The organism is Microbulbifer maximicatervae (SeqCode), from assembly GCF_052468155.1.
In genome coordinates, this window is sequence record NZ_CP174335.1 from 5024143 (window position 1) to 5042826 (window position 18684).

Consider the following 18684-nt stretch of genomic DNA (forward strand, 5'->3'; position numbering starts at 1 on the left):
TATTTTATTGTCTGAATTTGATCCTCAGAGACTCAATCAGCGTGTGAATTCCAATACCCAACCTTTAAATACATATTCTAACAACTATTTAAGCCCTACTTTTATGGCCTTGACGAACACTAACCAGCCAGGATCAACCAACTCATCCCCGCTATTATCAGCGATGCTGTCACACTAAGTATCGCGCCCTCTCGAACCATATCCTGTATACGTACTTTACCGGTTCCATACGCAATCGCATTAGGCGCTGTAGCTACAGGCAGCATAAATGCACAACTGGCACTCATCGCCGCAGGTATCATCAGCACCATGGGCTCAAAACCCGCTGAAGTGGCGGCTACAGCTAAAATTGGCATAAGTAGAGTTGCCGTAGCTGTATTGCTGGTTATCTCTGTCAGGAAGGTCACACTCAGACATAGAATGACCAGCAGCAACCACAGTGGCATCGCCGTCAGGAAAGAAAGACCGTTGCCGAGCATATCGCTCAGGCCGGAACTGGAGAAACCTTTTGCTAGCGCTATACCACCGGCAAACAGTAATAGCATTCCCCAGGGGATCGTCTCTGCCGTCTGCCAATCGAGCAGGCGCCCTCCCTTACCGTTAGGCACTAGAAACATAGCGACAACGGCTGCTAGAGCCACGGTTCCATCACCAGCAGCATCAATACCTATCAATTCGCTCCAACCGCCAAACGGTGCATTGCGTGTAACCCATAGGAGAATCGCCACACCGAAAACCATTAAGGTTCGCTTTTCCTCTTGCCTCCACTCCCCCACTTGAGGGGGCTCAATGTCATTTTTCAGATGCACATGACGGGTCAGCCAGAGAGCCATTATAGGCAGCGTCACCAAAGCAACTGGGACTCCTATTTTCATCCAGCCCAAGAAGCTAAACTCTCGTCCGGTTACTTCCTCGTATATTCCCATAAAAATCACATTGGGCGGCGTGCCCAGAGGAGTACCTACCCCACCCAGACTTGCGGCGTAGGCAATACCCAGGATCAGGGCAATACTTAAGCGTTCGTTATCGATCTTACTGAGAATCGCCAGGGCTATAGGCAGCATCATCAATGTGGTAGCGGTATTGGAAATCCACATGCTCAGGAAGCCTGCCGCCAACATAAATCCGAGTACCAGCCTGCGGCCGCTGGAGACCCCCACAATACGCAACATATACAGGGCAAGGCGCTCGTGGGCCCCACTTTTCTCCAGGGCCTTGGACAAAATAAAGGCCCCCATCAGCAACAGAATGACATGACTTCCCAAGGAAGCTGCCACCTCCCGATGGTCCGCTACTCCAAATAGAGGCAAGAGGACAAAAGGCACCAGTGACGTTGCGGGGATTGGCAGAGCCTCCGTTATCCACCAGATCACTGTTAACAAGGTAATTGCAGCAGTTACTGCCGGTAGATACTGCATCCCCAACGCTGATAAAAAGAAATAGAAGGCCACAGCAAAAAGAGGCCCCAAAACTATAAAGCGCTGCCGCGCGATTGACATACCTGCCCCCAACTACTCAAGGGTTTAATTTTTATTAGTTTGAATCTTAGGAAGGGTGTAAACCCCTCGGTCAAGATGGACAATAAAAATACAAGAAACTTACCCTTTTGCGCAGACCTATAACCAAGAAATTATTCAAAATTCAAAGCACCCACATCTTCTCTTATCCTTACCACCATCCAAAGTTGGCGCTCACTTACTAGTAGATCCTTACTAAAACAAGGTTAATAACTTTCAGCTGAGGCGGTACAAGTGTAAAATAAGCAGATTGGTACAAACTACTTAAACTCTGCTGTATGTCCCATTTGAATACAGAGATATCGCGAATCTATGACCAATCGTTAGTTTTCTTTTATAGAGGTACCCCTTGAGACGCATCACTCCCCTATCCCTGTCCATTCTCGCATTGGCATCAGGTGCCAACACTTACGCTTCAGAAAAACCCTTTTATGCCAAAGCTACACTGGGCTATATGAGCTTTGATACCAGAGCCCGCTATACAGAGAGTGAAGACCTTAATTCAACTGGATATAGCTTTACTCTTGGCTATCGCATAAATAACTATTTAGCTGTCGAAGGTGGGATGGTGGATTTGGGAGAGATTCGCCAGGAGTATAAAGGTGATGGGGAGTTCTATTATTCGGACTATTACCAAGGCCAGGATGTAAATGTAGTTGATAGCTATACTTACGATTCGAACATTAAAACTGACTATAAATCCTACAGCCTGGGACTTGCTCTCACCCAAAAATTCCAGCAAAACTTCAATGCAATTGTTCGCTTAGGTGTACACCAGTGGTGCGCGAATAAAAGCGGGCAAAGACAAATTACAGGCACTCGTAGCTACTACGAAAACGGCGGTATTTATGATGTCTATATGACGTCGGAACCCTACGAAATCAGCTACAACCCAGATAGCGCCACAGACGGCTCAGACCTCTACTATGGTGCTGAGATATCCTGGTCTACCGACACTTGGGATATTGGCCTTGAACACACCATCTATGAAGTCGAGGATGAAAAGGCCGACTTTACTGCACTGGGAGTAACTTACAACTTCTAGCCCGGGTTGTAAGGCCCTAGCTGTAGGTAATCACTTACATTTAGGGCCTGCTTTGGAACATCTAGAGCCACCCCCGTAGTCCAAACTTTCGAATCTGGTCATCTCCCCTGTACATCTCGCTGGCATCCGTCAAACTATCGCCCACAATAGCTAGTAGTAGAAAGAGGGCGGAAAGGAATCATGAGCACTATACCCAATACCGTGGAAGTCCTGGAGAAGCTCCGCTGGAATGCTCACCTGTGCAAACACAGCCACTTTCGAGCCTCTATGAAGGGGCGCAATTTGCATGTGCTTTGCGGGGTGCCCATCGTTGTCGTCAACTTATTCCTGGGTTCGCTTTTCTTCTCCTTGATCAATGCGGAGCTGCCTGATTGGACCAAGTGGAGTGGTGCGGCGCTGGCCCTGCTGGCCGCGCTATTGGGCGGCGTGCAAACTTTCTTCAATTTTAAGAAAAACTATGAGGGACATCGGCAGGTAGGCAACGAGTACCTGGCAATCGCCAGGGAGTGCGAGCGGCTGATCGCCCTTTACTTCGACGATATCCTGGATCTTGAGCATCTATCCAAGAAGATCTCAGAACTGAATACACGCTACAGTGAAATCAACCAGCGAGCGGAAGAGTTTATTGTCTCAGATAAGGTATACAGGCAAGCGGTGCATATCCAGAATCAAAAGGCCAACCGGGAGCCCTCTCTGGTAGAGCAGATGCGTAATCGCCAGGCCACTGCGCAAAGAGTCGCCGAGGAGGCTCTCGAAATCGCAGAGAGCAGTCACTAACTCCCCCATCAATACCGCAACATTATCCTGGGGAAGTGGTAACTTCCCTACTTCCTATAGTAACAAATCGAAAAATGCAGACAGATCACAGTAGTCATCAACCCAGTAAAAACACTTACCCATTATGCTATTTAGCCACCGATATCGGCACACCGAGCAATGTCGGCGGCCTATTTCGTATCGCCGATGCACTCGGCGTAGAGAAAATTTATTTAACCGGTGAAAGCCTGGTTCCACCTAATTCCAAAATTCGAAAAGTTTCCCGGTCTACAGAAAAGTACGTTCCCTACGAATATCACTCATCTGCAGTCAATATCGCGCAAACCTTAAAAAATAAGGGCTATCGATTAATTTGTCTGGAGATTGCCTCAAACAGCGTCGAACTCAAAGATACCCCCGTTTCCAAAGGGGATAAAATATGTTTGGTATTGGGCTCTGAAAAGGATGGAGTTACCCCTGAACTCCTTGAACTGGCAGATGCTGTGGTACACATACCTATGCAGGGTATCAATTCCTCAATGAATGTTACTTCCGCCTGCGCTATAGCGACCTATGCTTTGTTGGAAAAAATTTAATCGGGCACTTTGACCATTATATTTTTCTGATTAACATAATCGGGATCACCGCCCAACCTTTTATTGCAGTTCAATCCATTAATTGCCTGGATCTCCGCATTGCTCAAATTAAAATCAGATATTAAGAAGTTATTGCGTATGTGATCCAGGCTTTCCGCCTTGGGAATAACTATGCGATGCTGCTGGATATTCCACTTAAGGATAACCTGCCCCGAAGTCACCCCATGATTATTCGCAATGTCCACAATTACTGGATCTATGAGAGGTTTTTCATGAGCCTCGACACCGCTCCATGTAGATCCCGACCCCAAAGGAGACCAGCTGCAAATCGCAATTTTATGGAACTGGCAATAATCTACTAAAGGCTGCTGAGTAAAATAGGGATGCAGTTCAATTTGATTACAAACAGGGCGCACTTCCGAGAAAGTCGCCAGTTGTTCAATATCAGATTTACGAAAGTTTGACACCCCCAGGGCCCGCACTTTTTTCTGCTGGTAAAGCGCCTCCATTGCACCCCAGGTCTCCCGGGTATAGGCCGGCATGGGCCAATGGATCAGATATAGGTCCAGGTATTCCAGCTGCAAACGCTCTAGGCTACGGGCAAATGCATCGTGAGTTTTATTGGTTCCCTGCTCCGTATCCCAAACTTTACTGGTAATAAAAAGCTCTTCCCTCGCTAGGCCGGATTCTTTGATCGCTCTTCCCAGAGCTCGCTCATTTCCATAGACCGATCCTGTGTCAAAATGACGATATCCCACTGACATGGCTTTCAAGATAACTTCTGTTACATACTCATCATCCTGCTGCCAGCTGCCAATCGCAGCCATTCCCATGCCGAGCTGAGGTATCTCTACACCGTTATTCAATTCGAGAAAATACATAATCAATATCCTTTCAGACTACTGAGCGGTAAATCAGCAAGGACCAAGAGGGAATAGAACCGGGGTCACATTTATTTCGCTGAGTGTAGGCCGTACAGAAGTCAACGCGTAGAAAACAGCGAACTCACGCCAACTCCTGACTGCTAATCACTCACCATGCAATAAAAAGAAACTAATTTGCTAAGTTCAGTGAATATAAGCGATTATTTTGGAGGAAGTGAGCCCGCAAATACCGCTCCACGACTGACCCAGTTATCCAAATCCTCTGCGACAGCATCTTCTTCCACATACACCATGCCTTTTAAGGGGCGCCCGGTGTAATCCATAGGCCGGGTATAGCGTTCGGCCAACGCAGTTTGATACTCATCAGGCCCAACCCGGACCATCAACTCCTCTCCAACAACCCCACAGGCCATATTGCCATTCAACATAAAAGCGAGACCTCCAAACATCTGCTTTTCACTGAGGCCTTCATTTCCCTGAAGTAATTTGCGCACTTTTTCAGCCAGAGTTTCGCTGTACGCCATAGTTTTCTCCTTAATCACTTTTACCAGGCAGGAATACCCCCTCAGAAACTGCTTTTTTCTGAAAAGGTTAAAAACGATGAAATTTGAAAAGAATCGAGCGGAATTAAATGTGAACCCTAATCCCAGCAAGACATTGGATGGAGCAATGAGCAAGTAAACTGCAAATACAACAGATAACTGCACCATAGCAAAAACGTTATTTCGAATAATCGTTTAAGTATAGCAGTAGCTGAAGTTTCTACTTTAAGGAAGGGAAAAAATACGCCAGGAAATGAAAGGGCTGAAAAAAATTACAGAAATATTTCTATATTTGCTAAAGATTGTGGTGACCTGAAACGGCCACCACAATCTTTACGTGTACCTCGGCAGGCAAAAACCGAGAGAATGACTTGTCTTAGTCGACAAACACCCGCGCGTTACGGAACAAGCGCATCCAGCCGGAATCTTCTTTCCACTCATCTGGATGCCAGCTATTGCTGACAGCTCGAGCAACACGCTCAGGATGCGGCATCATAATAGTCACGCGGCCATCCTCAGAACTCAGGGAGGTAATACCATTTACCGAGCCGTTGGGGTTGGCCGGATAAGTTTGGGTAATTTCCCCTTTGTTATTCAGGTAGCGCATCGCGATAGTGCCGGAAGCTTCACACTTCTCCAGCGCCTGCTGGTCAGCAAACTCCACTCGCCCCTCACCATGAGCAACGGCAACCGGCATGTAAGTACCCGCCATACCTTTAAACAACACGGAAGGTGAGTCTTCAATGCCTACCAGTGCGAAGCGCGCTTCATACTGCTCAGAGAGGTTGCGCACAAAGCGCGGCCAGTGATCCGCACCTGGAATCAGCTCTTTGATCACTGAGAACATCTGGCAACCGTTACACACCCCCAAGCCGAAGGTATCGTTGCGATTGAAGAAGCCCTCAAACTGGTCGCGGGCACGATCGTTAAACAGGATGGTTTTAGCCCATCCCTCACCGGCACCCAGTACGTCGCCATAAGAGAAGCCACCACAGCCCACCAAGCCTTTGAACTCATCCAACGCTACACGGCCAGACAGGATGTCACTCATATGTACGTCGACAGCGTTAAAGCCAGCGCGGTAGAAAGAGTGCGCCATTTCCACTTGGCTATTCACACCCTGCTCTCGTAGTACAGCAACTTTCGGGCGAACACCTTTAGCGATATAGGGTGCGCTGATATCGTCGTTGATATCGAAAGTGAGGTTTACTGTCAGGCCCGGGTCTTCTTTGGCAATTGCAGCGAATTCCTGCTCGGCACACTCGGCGTTATCACGCAGGGACTGGATACGATAGCTGGTTTCCGACCAGATCTGCTGCAATTCAGCACGGGAGCGCTTGAAGATTTCAACACCGTTATTAGTGATGCACAGGTGTTCGTTATTGTTCAGGTAACCGATCTTGTGGGTGGGTACACCCACAGCGGCAAAGCGCTGTACCAGCATATCCGCTTCACAGGCGGGAACCTGCAATACCGCACCCAGCTCTTCACTGAACAGCGCCGCAATCGGGTCTTCACCCAATTCGTAGATTTCCACATCCATACCCACGCGGCCGGCAAAGCCCATTTCCGCCAGGGTTGTAAACAGACCGCCGTCAGCGCGGTCGTGGTAGGCCATGATCAGGTCTTCATTCAGAGCCTGCTGTACCACCTCGAAGAAACCTTTCAGTTTCTTGGCATCGTCCAGGTCTGCGGGCTTGTCACCCAGCTCGTTGTAGACCTGCGCCAGACAGGAGCCGCCCAAGCGATTTTTGCCGGCACCCAGATCGATAAACAGTAACTCACTCTCACCTTTATCGGTGCGCAGCTGCGGTGTCACTGTCTTGCGGACATCAGTTACCGGAGTAAAGGCAGAAATTACCAGAGACAGCGGTGCAGTAACCGATTTCTGCTCGCCCTCTTCCTCCCAGGCAGTGCGCATAGACATGGAGTCTTTGCCCACCGGGATGGTAATGCCCAATTCAGGACACAACTCCATACCCACCGCTTCTACGGTTCGATAAAGTTTTTCCTCTTCACCCGGATGGCCCGCTGCACACATCCAGTTGGCGGAGAGTTTGATATCGGACAGTTGCTTCACTGGGGTACAGGCGATATTGGTAATTGCCTCACCCACTGCCAGGCGGCCCGAGGCCGGTGCATCCAGCAATGCCACCGGGGTGCGCTCACCCATAGACATGGCTTCGCCGGCGTAGCTGTCATAGGCAACGGTAGTTACCGCGCAATCAGCCACCGGCACCTGCCAGGGACCGACCATCTGATCGCGGGAAACCTGACCGGTTACAGTGCGGTCACCGATAGTGATCAGGAAGCTCTTGCTAGCAACTGTGGGCAGGCGCAGCACCCGCTCAGCCGCTTCATTCAGGTCGATATCTACTGTGGAAAATGCCTTACTTTCCACCTGGCGAGTTTCTGCTTCACGGTGCATGCGCGGCGGCTTGCCGAACAACACCGACATCGGCAGGTCTACAGGCTTGGATTCAAACTTCTTGTCATTTAACAGCAAGTGCTTGTCTTCGGTAGCTTCACCGACAACGGCGTAAGGCGCGCGCTCACGCTCACAGATTTGCTCGAAGCGCTCCAGGTCTTCCGGCATCACTGCCAATACATAGCGTTCCTGGGATTCGTTACACCAGATTTCCAGCGGGCTCATACCCGGCTCATCACAGGGCACATTGCGCAGTTCAAAATTACCGCCGGTACCGCCATCTTTCACCAACTCGGGGAAAGCATTGGACAAACCGCCCGCACCCACATCGTGGATAAAGGCAATGGGGTTGCTCTCACCCAACTGCCAGCACTGGTCGATCACCTCTTGGCAGCGACGCTCGATTTCCGGGTTTTGGCGCTGTACTGAAGCGAAATCCAGATCTTCAGAGCTGGAGCCGCTGGCCATACTGGAGGCTGCACCACCACCGAGGCCAATCAACATCGCCGGGCCACCCAGCACTACCAGTTTGGCGCCAGGGGAAAACTCGGGCTTGTCTACATGCTCTTCGCGGATATTGCCGTAACCACCAGCCAACATGATCGGCTTGTGATAGCCGCGACGCTCGCCATCGAAATTTTCTTCAAAGGTACGGAAGTAACCGCAGATATTCGGGCGGCCAAACTCATTGTTAAATGCTGCACCACCGATCGGGCCTTCGATCATAATATCCAGAGCGGTAACAATACGCTCAGGCTTGCCATAGTTGGCTTCCCAAGGCTGCTCCCAGCCGGGAATGCGCAAGTTGGAAACCGTAAAACCGGTCAGGCCCACTTTTGGTTTGGAGCCACGGCCAACTGCACCTTCATCACGAATTTCACCACCGGCCCCGGTACCAGCACCGGAGAAAGGAGCAATCGCGGTAGGGTGATTGTGGGTTTCCACTTTCATCAGCAGATGAATGGCTTCAGTGCTGAAACCGTATTCCTTGCTGTCAGGATCCGGGTAAAAACGCCCCGCTTCGCTACCAGTAACGACGGCTGCATTATCCGCATAGGCGGACAACACATTGTCCCCCCCCTTCTGGTAGGTATTCTTGATCATGCCGAACAGGGAGTGCGGCATTTCTTCGCCGTCGATGGTCCAGGAGGCATTGAAGATCTTGTGGCGGCAGTGCTCGGAGTTTGCCTGGGCAAACATCATCAGCTCTACATCTGTGGGATTGCGCTCCAGCTCTTGGAAACTGGTGAGCAGGTAATCAATCTCATCCTCAGCCAAGGCCAAGCCCAAGGTGACATTGGCATCTTCCAGAGCTTCGCGACCGCCCTCGAGAATATCCACACCGCGCAACGGGCGCGGCGCTTCTTCCACAAATAATTGCTCAGCTTGAGCAAAATCGGTGAATACCGCTTCAACCATACGATCGTGTAAGCGGGAGGCCAGCACAAGGCGTTCAGCTTCAGTTAACTCGACACCGGTAACGTAGTAGGCGATGCCACGCTCCAGGCGATGAACTTTGTTCAGGCCAGTGTTATGAGCAATGTCAGTAGCCTTGGAAGACCAGGGAGAAATTGTGCCCGGACGCGGCACTACCAGGATCAACTCGCCTTTCGGCTCGTGCTTTTCCTCGGTTGGGCCGTATTGGAGCAGTCGCTCCAGCAGGGCCATCTCCTGGTTATCCAGTGAGTCGCTGTCTGCAAAGTGAACGAACTCAGCGTAGAGATCGTCGATGGTCGGTTGCAGCGCGCGCAGTTGATTGAGCAGGTTTTTATGGCGGAATTTCGACAGTGCAGGAGCACCACGCAGAACTAACATTGCGGGAGATAGCCTCTTGTCTAAATGAGAAAGATTGCGCGAATGGGATTTCGCACAAGGCCCCGGAAATTTGAGAGGCGCAATTGTACCTGAAGCATCGCCACTCCAACACACCCGCCCAACACTTGGGTACACATGAACTAATTAGTAACCTGAATGTTCAAAAGACCAGCAAGCTTGGCTGTAAATAAACCAACTTTGTATCAAAGTCAGGTTCGCCTACCTAAGTCTGTAATGCTTTGCAAGCGCGCAGATCACAGTGTTCAAAAGACAAACTGGGCAGATTGTCGTCAAATAATGTAAAATTGGCGGACTGCGTCAAATTTTGCCCTCGTATTTGAGAGCGAAATCGACATACAGGGCCTTAGGCACAACAGCAAATAAACCAACGGACTAGCTAGAGAGGACAGCCTATGATGATGAAAAGCCGTATGCTGCGCTACGTCCGCCGTGTGTGCAAAGGGATCGCCCTGTCCTGCTGCGCCTCCCTGCTGGTTGCCAGTAAAGCACCGAATACACTCGAGCGTGTCAAAGCCACCGGTGAATTGGTTGTCCTGTCACAAAACGGCCCCACCACTTATTACGAAGATGCCTCCGGCAACCCGACCGGCTTTGAATACGGCATGCTGCGTGCATTTGCTGAAGAGCTGGGGGTGAAATTGGTAATTCGCGACGTGCACGATCTGGACGAAATGTTCGATCAGCTGCGCGACCCGGAGGGTGGCGCGCACTTCGCGGCTGCCGGCCTCACGGTAACTCCAGAGCGTCGCGAACAAGTCCGCTTTACCCCATCCTATTTTGAAATTCGCCAGCAGGTTATCTACCGAGTTGGCGAAAAGCGGCCGCGCAAAACTAGCGATCTCGAAGGAAAAAAGGTCGCCGTCATCGCGGGTAGCGCTCACGCAGAAGAAATGAAGAAACTCTCCGCCCGCTATACCGAGTTGGATTGGGAGGAAGTTTCCGACGTGGACGCCATGGAATTGGTAGAGATGGTGCAGGAAGGAAAATACAATTATGCAATTGTCGATTCCAACGCCTATGCGGTTCACCGCGGCCTTTACCCAAACACCGCGGTTGCGTTCAACCTCACCCAGTTCCAGCCGGTTTCCTGGGCCTTCCCACAAAGTGATGACGACAGCCTCTATCGCAGTGCACGCCGCTTTATGTTGCGCGCCAATACCAATGGCATGATTGCCCAGTTGCGGGAAGAGTTTTTTGGCCACGTCAGCGACCTAAATGTGGGCGGCGCCAAGGCCTTTGCCAAGCGCAGCCGCGAGCGCCTGCCCCAGTGGCGCGGCACCATGCAAAAGGTTGCCGACCAATATGACCTCGACTGGCACCTGCTAGCGGCCCTCAGCTACCAGGAATCCTATTGGAATCCGCGTGCCCGCTCTCGCACCGGTGTGCGAGGCCTGATGATGCTGACTCTGAACACCGCAAAAGATCTCGGTGTAAACCGCCTAAACCCCGAAGAGAGCATTGAGGGTGGTGCCCGCTATATCGTACAAATCCGCAACAAACTGCCGGATCGCATTCGCGAGCCCGACAGAACCTGGATGGCCCTGGCTGCCTACAACGTAGGCTATGGCCACCTTGAGGATGCCCGGGTACTGACAGAACGAATGGGCGGCAATCCAGATCTTTGGCCCGATGTGCGCGAACACCTGCCCCTTCTGGCCAAGCGTCAGTATTACAAGACCACCAAACACGGCTATGCCCGAGGCTGGGAGCCGGTGACTTATGTACAGAATATCCGCCACTATCAAGCCCTTCTGAGCTGGAGTAGCCGCATCGAGGAACAACGATTGGCCGCAGCCAATGATGAAAACGGCGGGATCCTTGCTGAGCACAGCGCAGTGAATTCCGAAGCCAGCGCCGCCCCCGCTCTCTAATCCCCCTCTAGGCCAGCTTAGCCTGGCCGAAGAAAGCCCCAAATATCTCCACCTTAATCTATATTCATCTGGTCCCGATTGGAGTGCCTGAGCAATGGATAATCCAGATACGGTAAGAGAGATCGAGCAGTTTATTGACTACCTCGTGCAGGCCGGGGTGTACTGCAGAGAAGACGAACTGGAAAGTGTCTACCACCAGGAAATGCAGGTCTTCATACTAGACCCTTCGGACCGGGTCACGGTGGCAGACAAAACGGCCTTCATCAATATGTTTAAAGCCAAGCGTGACGCGGGTGAACTACCTCTCAACGACTGGAAAAAAATTCACCACATAGTGGCAAGTGAAAACAGTGCTTTAGTAATCTTCTCGCGAAAAAACAATTTGGCTGGCCAGGAGCAACTGTTAAAACTGGCGATCGATTTGGTTTATGAAGATGGGCGCTGGCAGGTCACGCGGGAAGTTATATTCCTAGAGCCGGCACTTCCTGGTTCAAGCTAGAAATACCCCTTACTCTCGATTGCTTTTAATCTGCTTCCCGAAAATCTGCCAGACTCCTCGAAAGAGCTCCAGGTAAAAACTGCAAATCCTCAGGGTCATCAATATCCGCAAGCACATCCAATTGCTGACACTGCATATCACATTCCAGTAATCGCTCCAGGGTTTGCTGGGCAACGACTTCAGTACTCCAACATATATCTTCAAACAAGCGAGAATGCAGGTACTTCAAGCCCAACAGGGTGTAGCCACCATCATTTGCGGGATACATAACAGAGTCCGTGTGCACTAGCGCCACAGCTGCGGCTCGGAGTCTTTCTGCATTTAATGCAGGGCAATCTGTCCCCAATAAAAAGAGCCCCTGGCCAGCGGCATAAGAACTTTTCGCAGCCCGCCACAAGCGCTGACCGAGATCACCTTCTGACTGGCTGTATAGCTTTACCCCCTGAGGCAACTTGAACTCCTGCCAAAAAGGGTGCCTGGAGTTAGGCGCAACATGCAGCTCGACAGGGCCCAGATTCGCCTTAACCGCTTCTGCCAATGTATCCTGCAATAACTGTAATGCGAGAGCGGCTGCGCCCTTCTCTCCCAAAGTAGGAATTAGCCGAGTTTTTGCATACCCTGGCAACGGAGCCTTAGCCATCACTACAAGACGCATGGGCGGCAATAGAAAACTACTCATAGCGTTTTGCCAAACTCTCTGCTGATACGCCCCGCCAGTAATCAAAACGCAATCGCCACATCAATAAAATGGTTCTCAATACGCCGTACTTTTCCCAGCGACGCCCTGAGGTTTCTACTTTTTCACGAGAACAATAGGGCCAGTAATAACTGCGCAAACGGCGACTCAGCTCAATATCTTCCATCAACGGCTGCGCAGGGAATCCACCGATAGTTTCGAACAAACCACGGCGCACAAAAATGGCCTGATCCCCTGTAGCAATACCACTAAAACGAGAGCGTAAATTAACTAAAGTCGCAATCAAGGGAAACCAAAAACTGTGTCCGACAATTTGAATATTAAAACGCCCCCAGTGGGCATTCTCCTTTTCGAGGTTTGTGATGGACTTGAGGGCATCTGCGGGTAGACGGCTATCGGCATGCAAAAACACTAACCACTGACCTTTAGCCATTAACGCACCGGCATTCATCTGAACCGCCCTACCCCGAGTGGCGTGGACCAGCTGCAAACCAGACTGCTCTAGGGTCTCAACACTACCATCGGTACTGCCGCCGTCTACGACAATAACCTCACAATCTTCCTGCACGCTCAATTGCTGCAAGTGCTCCAGTAAAGAGGCTATGTGTTCCTTTTCATTTAATAGAGGAACTATCACACTGAATTGCATTAGTTGCGCCTCCAGCGGTTAAAAACCTCTAAGAAACGTAAAATAGCTGCTGGTGCGTGAGCACGTTTCCAATTGCCCGCGACAAATTTATTGGCTTCACTCATGGTCGGATAGATATGGATGGTTGAGAGAATTTTATTCAACCCCAACCCATGCTTCATCGCTAAAATAAACTCCGCAATTAGTTCTGCAGCATTTTCCCCAACAATAGAAACACCTAGTATTTTATCTTTTCCCGGCACCGTAAGGACTTTGACAAATCCTCGCCGCGCACCATCGACTATAGCTCGGTCCAAATGCTCGATATCATAGCGGGTTATCTCGTAATTCACTCCCTGCTCACTAGCAGTTTTTTCAGAAAGGCCTACAGTCGCCACTTCCGGATCGACAAATACAGCACTGGGAACCAGAGAGTAGTCTACGGCAAATTTTTTAATGTCACCGAAAAGGGCATTTACCGCTGCATACCAAGCTTGGTGTGAGGCCATATGGGTAAATTGGTATGGCCCTGCCACATCCCCAGCTGCAAGGATATGTGGATAGCGAGTTCGCAGGTAGCCATCAAGTTTCAACCTGCCATTATCCAGCAAGTCCAGGTTCTCGAGACCTTCGTCGGTTACTTTCGCCTTTCTGCCGAGAGCTAGTATCACCTCATCAAACTCGAGCTTAACCCTATCGCCCTTATTTTCTACAATGAGTATGCCTCCTTCTCGATCAGGAACACCTTCAAACTCAACAGCTTCGTGGTCTGTCAAAATTTTAACGCCATCCAGAGTAAGCGCCTCAGCGACGGCCGCAGATACGTCAGCATCCAACTCCAATAATATAGTGTCGGACCTCTCCACCAGAACCACTTCCGAACCCAACCTGGCCATGGCTTGTGCCAGCTCACAACCAATAGCTCCCCCACCCAGTAATACCAGCCTGTGGGGAGGGGTTTTTAACTGAGAAAACCGCTCCCATAAAGTATCACTGGTGAGGTAATTCACTTGATCGAGCCCAGGAAAAGGCGGAACACTCGGCTCGGCGCCAGTGGCTAGTACAATAGCCCTTGCCGTCAGGGTTTTCTCCCCTCCACTATTTAATTGGGTTTTAACTGTCCAGGGATCGATAAGCTCTGCAGTTCCCTTGAGCACTTCAACCCCCAGCTCGTTATAGCGCTCCACACTATCATTGGGTTCAATAGTTTTAATCGACTCCTTGATATGTTGCATAACCCGGGGAAAATTAATTGTTGGCTCATGGAGTACAACCCCAAACTCACCCGCACATCTTGCCCTATGGGCCTGTCGCGCACACATAATCAATGCTTTACTGGGTACACAGCCGGTATTGAGACAATCTCCCCCCATTTTACCTGCTTCGATCAAAGTGACTCTTGCTTTTATCGCCGCAGAGATGTAAGCCGTAACCAGGCCCGCCGCACCACCACCAACGACAATTAAGTTACGATCAAACTTCTTAGGTTTCTGCATAATTAGATCATCCAGCCTGACGCCTGCGCTTAAGCCAGTTGAGCGCATATTTTGCAATTAAGGGAAACACACCCAATAGAACAAAAGACAATAACAGTGGCAAAGATAAAATATCCTTGAGATTTTCCACTCTCATCAACTGGGTGCCGGCATTTACGTAAACTATCGTACCCGCCAGCATTCCGAGCTGACTAACCCAGTAGAAAGTCCAGGCTTTAATATGGGTGAGCCCCATCAGGATATTAATTAGGAAAAAAGGGAAAGCCGGCACCAATCGCAGCGCAAAAAGGTAAAATGCCCCCTCCCGCTCAATTCCCTTATTGACGACTTGAAGCCGCTCGGAGAAACGCCCCTGAATATAGTCCCGGAATAAATATCGAGCCATTAAAAAGGCCAGGGTGGCACCGATACTGGAAGCAAAAGAAACGATTACAGTACCCCAGAAAAGACCGAACAATGCGCCGGCTGCAATAGTTAGAATTGCCGCCCCGGGAAGTGATAAGCCAGTCACCAAAATATAGAAGACCAGAAACAAAAACTCGACTAAAAGCGGTGACGACATCTGCCAGCGCTTAAAGTCCTCCGCTCCATCCTTTAACTTTTCCAGGCTCAACCAATGGTGTAGATCAAGCAAGTAGAAAGCCACCACCAATACGACAATAGCGGCTACCAGCAGGATTTTTTTACTCATCGTTTTCAGGTTCCATCTGCGTTAACAGAAAGTTAGAGAGCCCCACCACAACTACTTCCCTGCCCGGCTGTACAACCGTAACAGTGATCTGAAACGCAAATTGCCGCCCCCTTTAGATCTATCTCGATTAAATCTCGCAAATGTAATCGGCCGGGAATAGGCATGTTGAGCTGTTGGTTAAAATCGCAATCAAATAGGTTTCCCTGCCAATCGACACTAACCAAGCTACGACACATAACATCAGCGAGATTATCCGCACTGTAACTGTCTTTAAGTAGCGCCATATAATCGTGAAACTGCCCCTTGGAAACCAACATGGAACCAAAACGCTTGATTGGCATATTGGCGAGAGCGAACAAATGATTAAATTTAATGGAAAAGTGGTTCGCCAACTCTCTTCGGTAGTCCGCCTCCAAAGCACTTTGCTCCGGGGGTAAAAAGGGTCCTTGGGGGTTATAGACCAAGTTGAGCTCTAAGCCACTGCCGGGCTTGCCATAGCCCAATGCATTTAATTTTTGTAGCGCCGCAATGCTCTTATCGAATACTCCTTTACCTCGTTGCTTATCGACATTATCGATTGAGTAACACGGCAGGGAGGCAACGACCTCAACCTGGTTTTCAGCGAGGAATTCAGCGGTATCTTCCTGGCCCGGCTCAAAAAGAACTGTCAGGTTACAGCGATCAATTACATGTACTCCGCGCTCTCGCGCCCCTCTTACAAGGGATCGAAAACCCCAGTGCAATTCCGGGGCCCCACCAGTCACATCCAGCACACGGGGTTTACGGACCGTAAGAACTTCCAATAACAGCGCCAAATTGTCGTCCGACATCATCTCGGTTCGATTAGGCCCAGCATTGACGTGGCAGTGTAAACAGCGCTGATTACAACGGTAGCCAATGTTGACCTGCAAGGTCTCAATGGCCCCTCGGTGCAGAGAGGGGAAGTCCGATAGCTCCAGCAGAGGTAAGGTCTCACGCATCGATATCACTGCTCCATTTCTTCAAGCTCCGGTTCTGTCGGAGCGAGCAGTGGTTTTATTACAGCTTGTGTTTCCTCAGGCATAGCTTCGAGGGGAGTCACCAGACCGCTCAACAGTGCTGTATGAGCGGAGGACTCCGGTTGCTCAGCCCCTAAAATACGTATGGTTTCCATCGCAATTTGCTGCGCGCGCGTGGCATTTTGCTGAAGATTCGCAATCGCTACCTCTGCGGTTACCGCCTCCTCACGAGGGTGCCAACAATCATAGTCAGTAGCCATAGCCAGCGTGGCGTAGGCAATTTGTGCCTCCCGGGCCAACTTGGCCTCAGGCATATTGGTCATGCCGATAACCGACGCCCCCATACTGCGATACCAGTGGGACTCGGCACGGGTGGAAAACTGTGGGCCCTCGATACAGATATAACTGCCGCCTCGGTGTAACTCAATTGGCTGCCCTGCCTGGGTCTGCGTGAAAGCACGCGCCAAACTATCAGCGACAGCAGAGCATACTGGATCGGCCATGGACACATGGGCAACCGCGCCATCTCCAAAAAAGGTACTCTGCCGCCGGCGAGTCATATCAATGAACTGATCGGGGATTAACATATCCAGCGGCCGTACCTCTTCCTGTAGGGAGCCCACAGCCGAGAGAGACAGGATGTAGCGCACGCCGAGCTGGCGCAGGGCATGGATATTTGCCCGATAAGGCACTTGGGAGGGGATCAGGTGATGATTGCGACCATGACGGGCCAGGAAAGCTACTGATACACCTGCGAGCTTACCGCAGACAATGGCGTCCGAAGTCCTGCCAAAGGGAGTGTCGATATGGACCTCCTCCACCTCAGTCAGCCCCGGCATATCGTAAAGGCCACTTCCTCCAATCACCCCAATCAATGCCCTGGTCATATTCGCTCCTAAACAATTGGTTTTCGGCAGTATAGGAGTGCTCGCTGACCGTGTATATCACTCATAAATGAGCAGCTATTAACCGCCGAGCGCCAGCAGGAAAAACAGGCAAGCACAGCCAGAAAAACTCGTCCTTTACTAATGCCGCTTCGAGTATCGCCATTCGGCAGAAAATTACACTTGCAGGTTAACTAACCGACGAACTATATTTACCCGGATAAAAATATTTAATCCGGGTAAATAAGGAACAAAACTTTGAGCACCGACTATATCGCTATCGATCAGCAACAGATCATCGCCCGAGGGACACTGGAGGTCGTTATTCGCCAAGTGAAAAATATGGGTGCAAACCATGAACCCATTGTTTTCGAGGCCCAAAGCTGTAAACGGGTTGAAGTGGATTGGCATGGGGACACGGAGGAGGTGTTGGCAGTATCAGCTGTAGATACCGCAACTCACAAGGCCAAGCGCGGACGTCCGAAATTAGGAGTTATTCCCAGGGAGATTACCCTGCTTCCCCGCCACTGGGAGTGGCTGAGTCAGCAGCCCGGCGGTGCCTCCGTCACACTTCGTAAGCTGGTTGAGCAGGCGCAAAAACAGGTTTCTCCTGAAGAGCGGATCACCCGCAAACAACAGGAACTGGATAAGTTCATGTTGTTAGTTGCAGGGGATACTCCAGGCTTCGAGGAAGCCAGTCGTGCTCTGTATAGGAACAGTAGGATCAGCTTTAAAAAAGCCATCCACTCATGGCCGAGTGACCTCAAAAAGCTAGTATTCAGTAAATTTGAAGAGATTGCAGAGATGCACAGCGGCAAACTTTAAAACGGACTTACTATGAGTGAACAACAAGACAATATATTTGTTAGTGGGGACTTGCTGCCGGTTTTCTTTAAAACGGCTGCGCCTATTATTCTAATAATGCTGGTAAACGGTTCTTTTACTTTATTGGATGCCTACTTCCTCGGGGAGTATGTAGGAGCCGAGGCACTAGCTGCAGTGACTTTGACCTTTCCAGTGTTTATGTTTCTGATAGCACTTTCTTCATTGATTTCCAGTGGATATTCGAGTGTCCAGGCCAGATTACTTGGTGCAAGGGATATAGATAAAGCGAAGAAGGCCTTCTCTCAAGCCATTACACTAGCACTAATTGTTTGCATTTTATTAATATTGCTTTTTTTAGCTGGAGGCAAACAATTAACATTATTGATTGCCAATGGCTCGGTAGACCTTGCGGAGATGGGGTACACCTATTTAACAATATTGATATTTCTTAACCGACGCTATTTATCTGCTCAGTGAATTCCGACACTTTA

17 protein-coding genes are annotated in these 18684 nt (G+C 50.1%); 7 read left to right on the forward strand and 10 right to left on the reverse strand.

Annotated elements, in window-relative coordinates; genetic code table 11:
• Positions 1-119: 119 nt before the first annotated feature.
• Complete coding sequence (locus ACJJIY_RS21640) at positions 120-1499, reverse strand: SLC13 family permease (RefSeq protein WP_413662969.1); 1380 nt, start codon at positions 1497-1499, stop codon at positions 120-122.
• Between the two features lie 367 nt (positions 1500-1866).
• On the opposite strand from ACJJIY_RS21640, the gene ACJJIY_RS21645 reads away from it, so the two are divergent.
• From ACJJIY_RS21645 to ACJJIY_RS21655, 3 genes are all read left to right on the forward strand, one after another.
• Positions 1867-2562, forward strand: a complete 696-nt coding sequence (locus ACJJIY_RS21645) for an outer membrane beta-barrel protein (RefSeq protein ID WP_445358814.1) — start codon at positions 1867-1869, stop codon at positions 2560-2562.
• A gap of 180 nt (positions 2563-2742) precedes the next feature.
• Positions 2743-3339: an SLATT domain-containing protein gene (locus tag ACJJIY_RS21650; RefSeq protein ID WP_445358815.1), complete on the forward strand. Its 597-nt coding sequence runs from the start codon at positions 2743-2745 to the stop codon at positions 3337-3339.
• 74 nt (positions 3340-3413) lie between these two features.
• Entirely contained in the window at positions 3414-3914 is a 501-nt protein-coding gene (locus ACJJIY_RS21655) for a TrmH family RNA methyltransferase (protein ID WP_444907537.1), read from the forward strand.
• On the opposite strand, the gene ACJJIY_RS21660 is transcribed toward ACJJIY_RS21655, so the two are convergent.
• From ACJJIY_RS21660 to purL, 3 genes are all read right to left on the reverse strand, one after another.
• Positions 3911-4795: an aldo/keto reductase gene (locus ACJJIY_RS21660; protein ID WP_444907536.1), complete on the reverse strand. Its 885-nt coding sequence runs from the start codon at positions 4793-4795 to the stop codon at positions 3911-3913. The genes ACJJIY_RS21655 and ACJJIY_RS21660 overlap by 4 nt on opposite strands.
• A gap of 203 nt (positions 4796-4998) precedes the next feature.
• A complete protein-coding gene (locus ACJJIY_RS21665) occupies positions 4999-5322 on the reverse strand; it encodes a TfoX/Sxy family protein (protein WP_282933807.1) in 324 nt (107 codons plus the stop codon).
• Between the two features lie 394 nt (positions 5323-5716).
• Entirely contained in the window at positions 5717-9583 is a 3867-nt protein-coding gene (purL, locus tag ACJJIY_RS21670; RefSeq protein WP_444915777.1) for a phosphoribosylformylglycinamidine synthase, read from the reverse strand.
• Between the two features lie 413 nt (positions 9584-9996).
• Here purL and mltF point away from each other — a divergent pair, with 413 nt between their 5' ends.
• Both mltF and ACJJIY_RS21680 read left to right on the forward strand, forming a co-directional pair.
• The gene (gene mltF / locus ACJJIY_RS21675; protein ID WP_444896428.1) at positions 9997-11475 is read left to right on the forward strand and encodes a membrane-bound lytic murein transglycosylase MltF; all 1479 of its coding nucleotides are present in this window, start codon (positions 9997-9999) and stop codon (positions 11473-11475) included.
• A 94-nt stretch (positions 11476-11569) separates the two neighbouring features.
• Positions 11570-11974, forward strand: a complete 405-nt coding sequence (locus tag ACJJIY_RS21680; RefSeq protein WP_444896427.1) for a hypothetical protein — start codon at positions 11570-11572, stop codon at positions 11972-11974.
• A gap of 25 nt (positions 11975-11999) precedes the next feature.
• Here ACJJIY_RS21680 and ACJJIY_RS21685 read toward each other — a convergent pair whose 3' ends face one another.
• From ACJJIY_RS21685 to mtnP, 6 genes are read right to left on the reverse strand one after another with little or no spacing between them, the layout of a single operon-like run.
• Positions 12000-12653 carry a TIGR04282 family arsenosugar biosynthesis glycosyltransferase gene (locus ACJJIY_RS21685; RefSeq protein ID WP_445358816.1) on the reverse strand — a complete coding sequence of 218 codons (654 nt, stop codon included), beginning with the start codon at positions 12651-12653 and terminating at the stop codon, positions 12000-12002.
• Positions 12646-13320, reverse strand: a complete 675-nt coding sequence (locus tag ACJJIY_RS21690) for a TIGR04283 family arsenosugar biosynthesis glycosyltransferase (protein WP_444907532.1) — start codon at positions 13318-13320, stop codon at positions 12646-12648. Before ACJJIY_RS21690 ends, ACJJIY_RS21685 begins: the two co-directional genes overlap by 8 nt.
• Positions 13320-14795, reverse strand: coding sequence for a dihydrolipoyl dehydrogenase family protein (locus ACJJIY_RS21695; RefSeq protein WP_444896424.1), 1476 nt, complete (start codon positions 14793-14795; stop codon positions 13320-13322). Before ACJJIY_RS21695 ends, ACJJIY_RS21690 begins: the two co-directional genes overlap by 1 nt.
• 7 nt (positions 14796-14802) lie before the next feature.
• Positions 14803-15486 (reverse strand): TVP38/TMEM64 family protein, encoded by a 684-nt coding sequence (locus tag ACJJIY_RS21700; RefSeq protein ID WP_444933941.1) that lies wholly within the window; start codon positions 15484-15486, stop codon positions 14803-14805.
• A gap of 32 nt (positions 15487-15518) precedes the next feature.
• Positions 15519-16466: an arsenosugar biosynthesis radical SAM (seleno)protein ArsS gene (arsS, locus tag ACJJIY_RS21705; RefSeq protein WP_445358817.1), complete on the reverse strand. Its 948-nt coding sequence runs from the start codon at positions 16464-16466 to the stop codon at positions 15519-15521.
• Between the two features lie 5 nt (positions 16467-16471).
• Positions 16472-17371, reverse strand: coding sequence for an S-methyl-5'-thioadenosine phosphorylase (gene mtnP, locus ACJJIY_RS21710; RefSeq protein ID WP_444933943.1), 900 nt, complete (start codon positions 17369-17371; stop codon positions 16472-16474).
• Positions 17372-17626: 255 nt separating this feature from the next.
• On the opposite strand from mtnP, the gene ACJJIY_RS21715 reads away from it, so the two are divergent.
• Together ACJJIY_RS21715 and ACJJIY_RS21720 are read left to right on the forward strand one after the other, a co-directional pair.
• Positions 17627-18193, forward strand: coding sequence for a DUF2239 family protein (locus ACJJIY_RS21715; RefSeq protein ID WP_413662983.1), 567 nt, complete (start codon positions 17627-17629; stop codon positions 18191-18193).
• Between the two features lie 12 nt (positions 18194-18205).
• Entirely contained in the window at positions 18206-18670 is a 465-nt protein-coding gene (locus ACJJIY_RS21720; protein ID WP_445358818.1) for an MATE family efflux transporter, read from the forward strand.
• Positions 18671-18684: the final 14 nt, after the last annotated feature.

Bases quoted from the DNA above. Each gene is read 5' to 3' on its own strand.
- ACJJIY_RS21660 (WP_444907536.1), bottom strand. From the start codon at position 4,795: ATGTATTTTCTCGAATTGAATAACGGTGTAGAGATACCTCAGCTCGGC.
- ACJJIY_RS21720 (WP_445358818.1), top strand. From the start codon at position 18,206: ATGAGTGAACAACAAGACAATATATTTGTTAGTGGGGACTTGCTGCCG.
- ACJJIY_RS21640 (WP_413662969.1), bottom strand. From the start codon at position 1,499: ATGTCAATCGCGCGGCAGCGCTTTATAGTTTTGGGGCCTCTTTTTGCT.
- ACJJIY_RS21700 (WP_444933941.1), bottom strand. From the start codon at position 15,486: ATGAGTAAAAAAATCCTGCTGGTAGCCGCTATTGTCGTATTGGTGGTG.
- mtnP (WP_444933943.1), bottom strand. From the start codon at position 17,371: ATGACCAGGGCATTGATTGGGGTGATTGGAGGAAGTGGCCTTTACGAT.
- ACJJIY_RS21695 (WP_444896424.1), bottom strand. From the start codon at position 14,795: ATGCAGAAACCTAAGAAGTTTGATCGTAACTTAATTGTCGTTGGTGGT.
- mltF (WP_444896428.1), top strand. From the start codon at position 9,997: ATGATGATGAAAAGCCGTATGCTGCGCTACGTCCGCCGTGTGTGCAAA.
- ACJJIY_RS21680 (WP_444896427.1), top strand. From the start codon at position 11,570: ATGGATAATCCAGATACGGTAAGAGAGATCGAGCAGTTTATTGACTAC.
- arsS (WP_445358817.1), bottom strand. From the start codon at position 16,466: ATGCGTGAGACCTTACCTCTGCTGGAGCTATCGGACTTCCCCTCTCTG.
- purL (WP_444915777.1), bottom strand. From the start codon at position 9,583: ATGTTAGTTCTGCGTGGTGCTCCTGCACTGTCGAAATTCCGCCATAAA.
- ACJJIY_RS21655 (WP_444907537.1), top strand. From the start codon at position 3,414: ATGCAGACAGATCACAGTAGTCATCAACCCAGTAAAAACACTTACCCA.
- ACJJIY_RS21650 (WP_445358815.1), top strand. From the start codon at position 2,743: ATGAGCACTATACCCAATACCGTGGAAGTCCTGGAGAAGCTCCGCTGG.
- ACJJIY_RS21685 (WP_445358816.1), bottom strand. From the start codon at position 12,653: ATGAGTAGTTTTCTATTGCCGCCCATGCGTCTTGTAGTGATGGCTAAG.
- ACJJIY_RS21690 (WP_444907532.1), bottom strand. From the start codon at position 13,320: ATGCAATTCAGTGTGATAGTTCCTCTATTAAATGAAAAGGAACACATA.
- ACJJIY_RS21665 (WP_282933807.1), bottom strand. From the start codon at position 5,322: ATGGCGTACAGCGAAACTCTGGCTGAAAAAGTGCGCAAATTACTTCAG.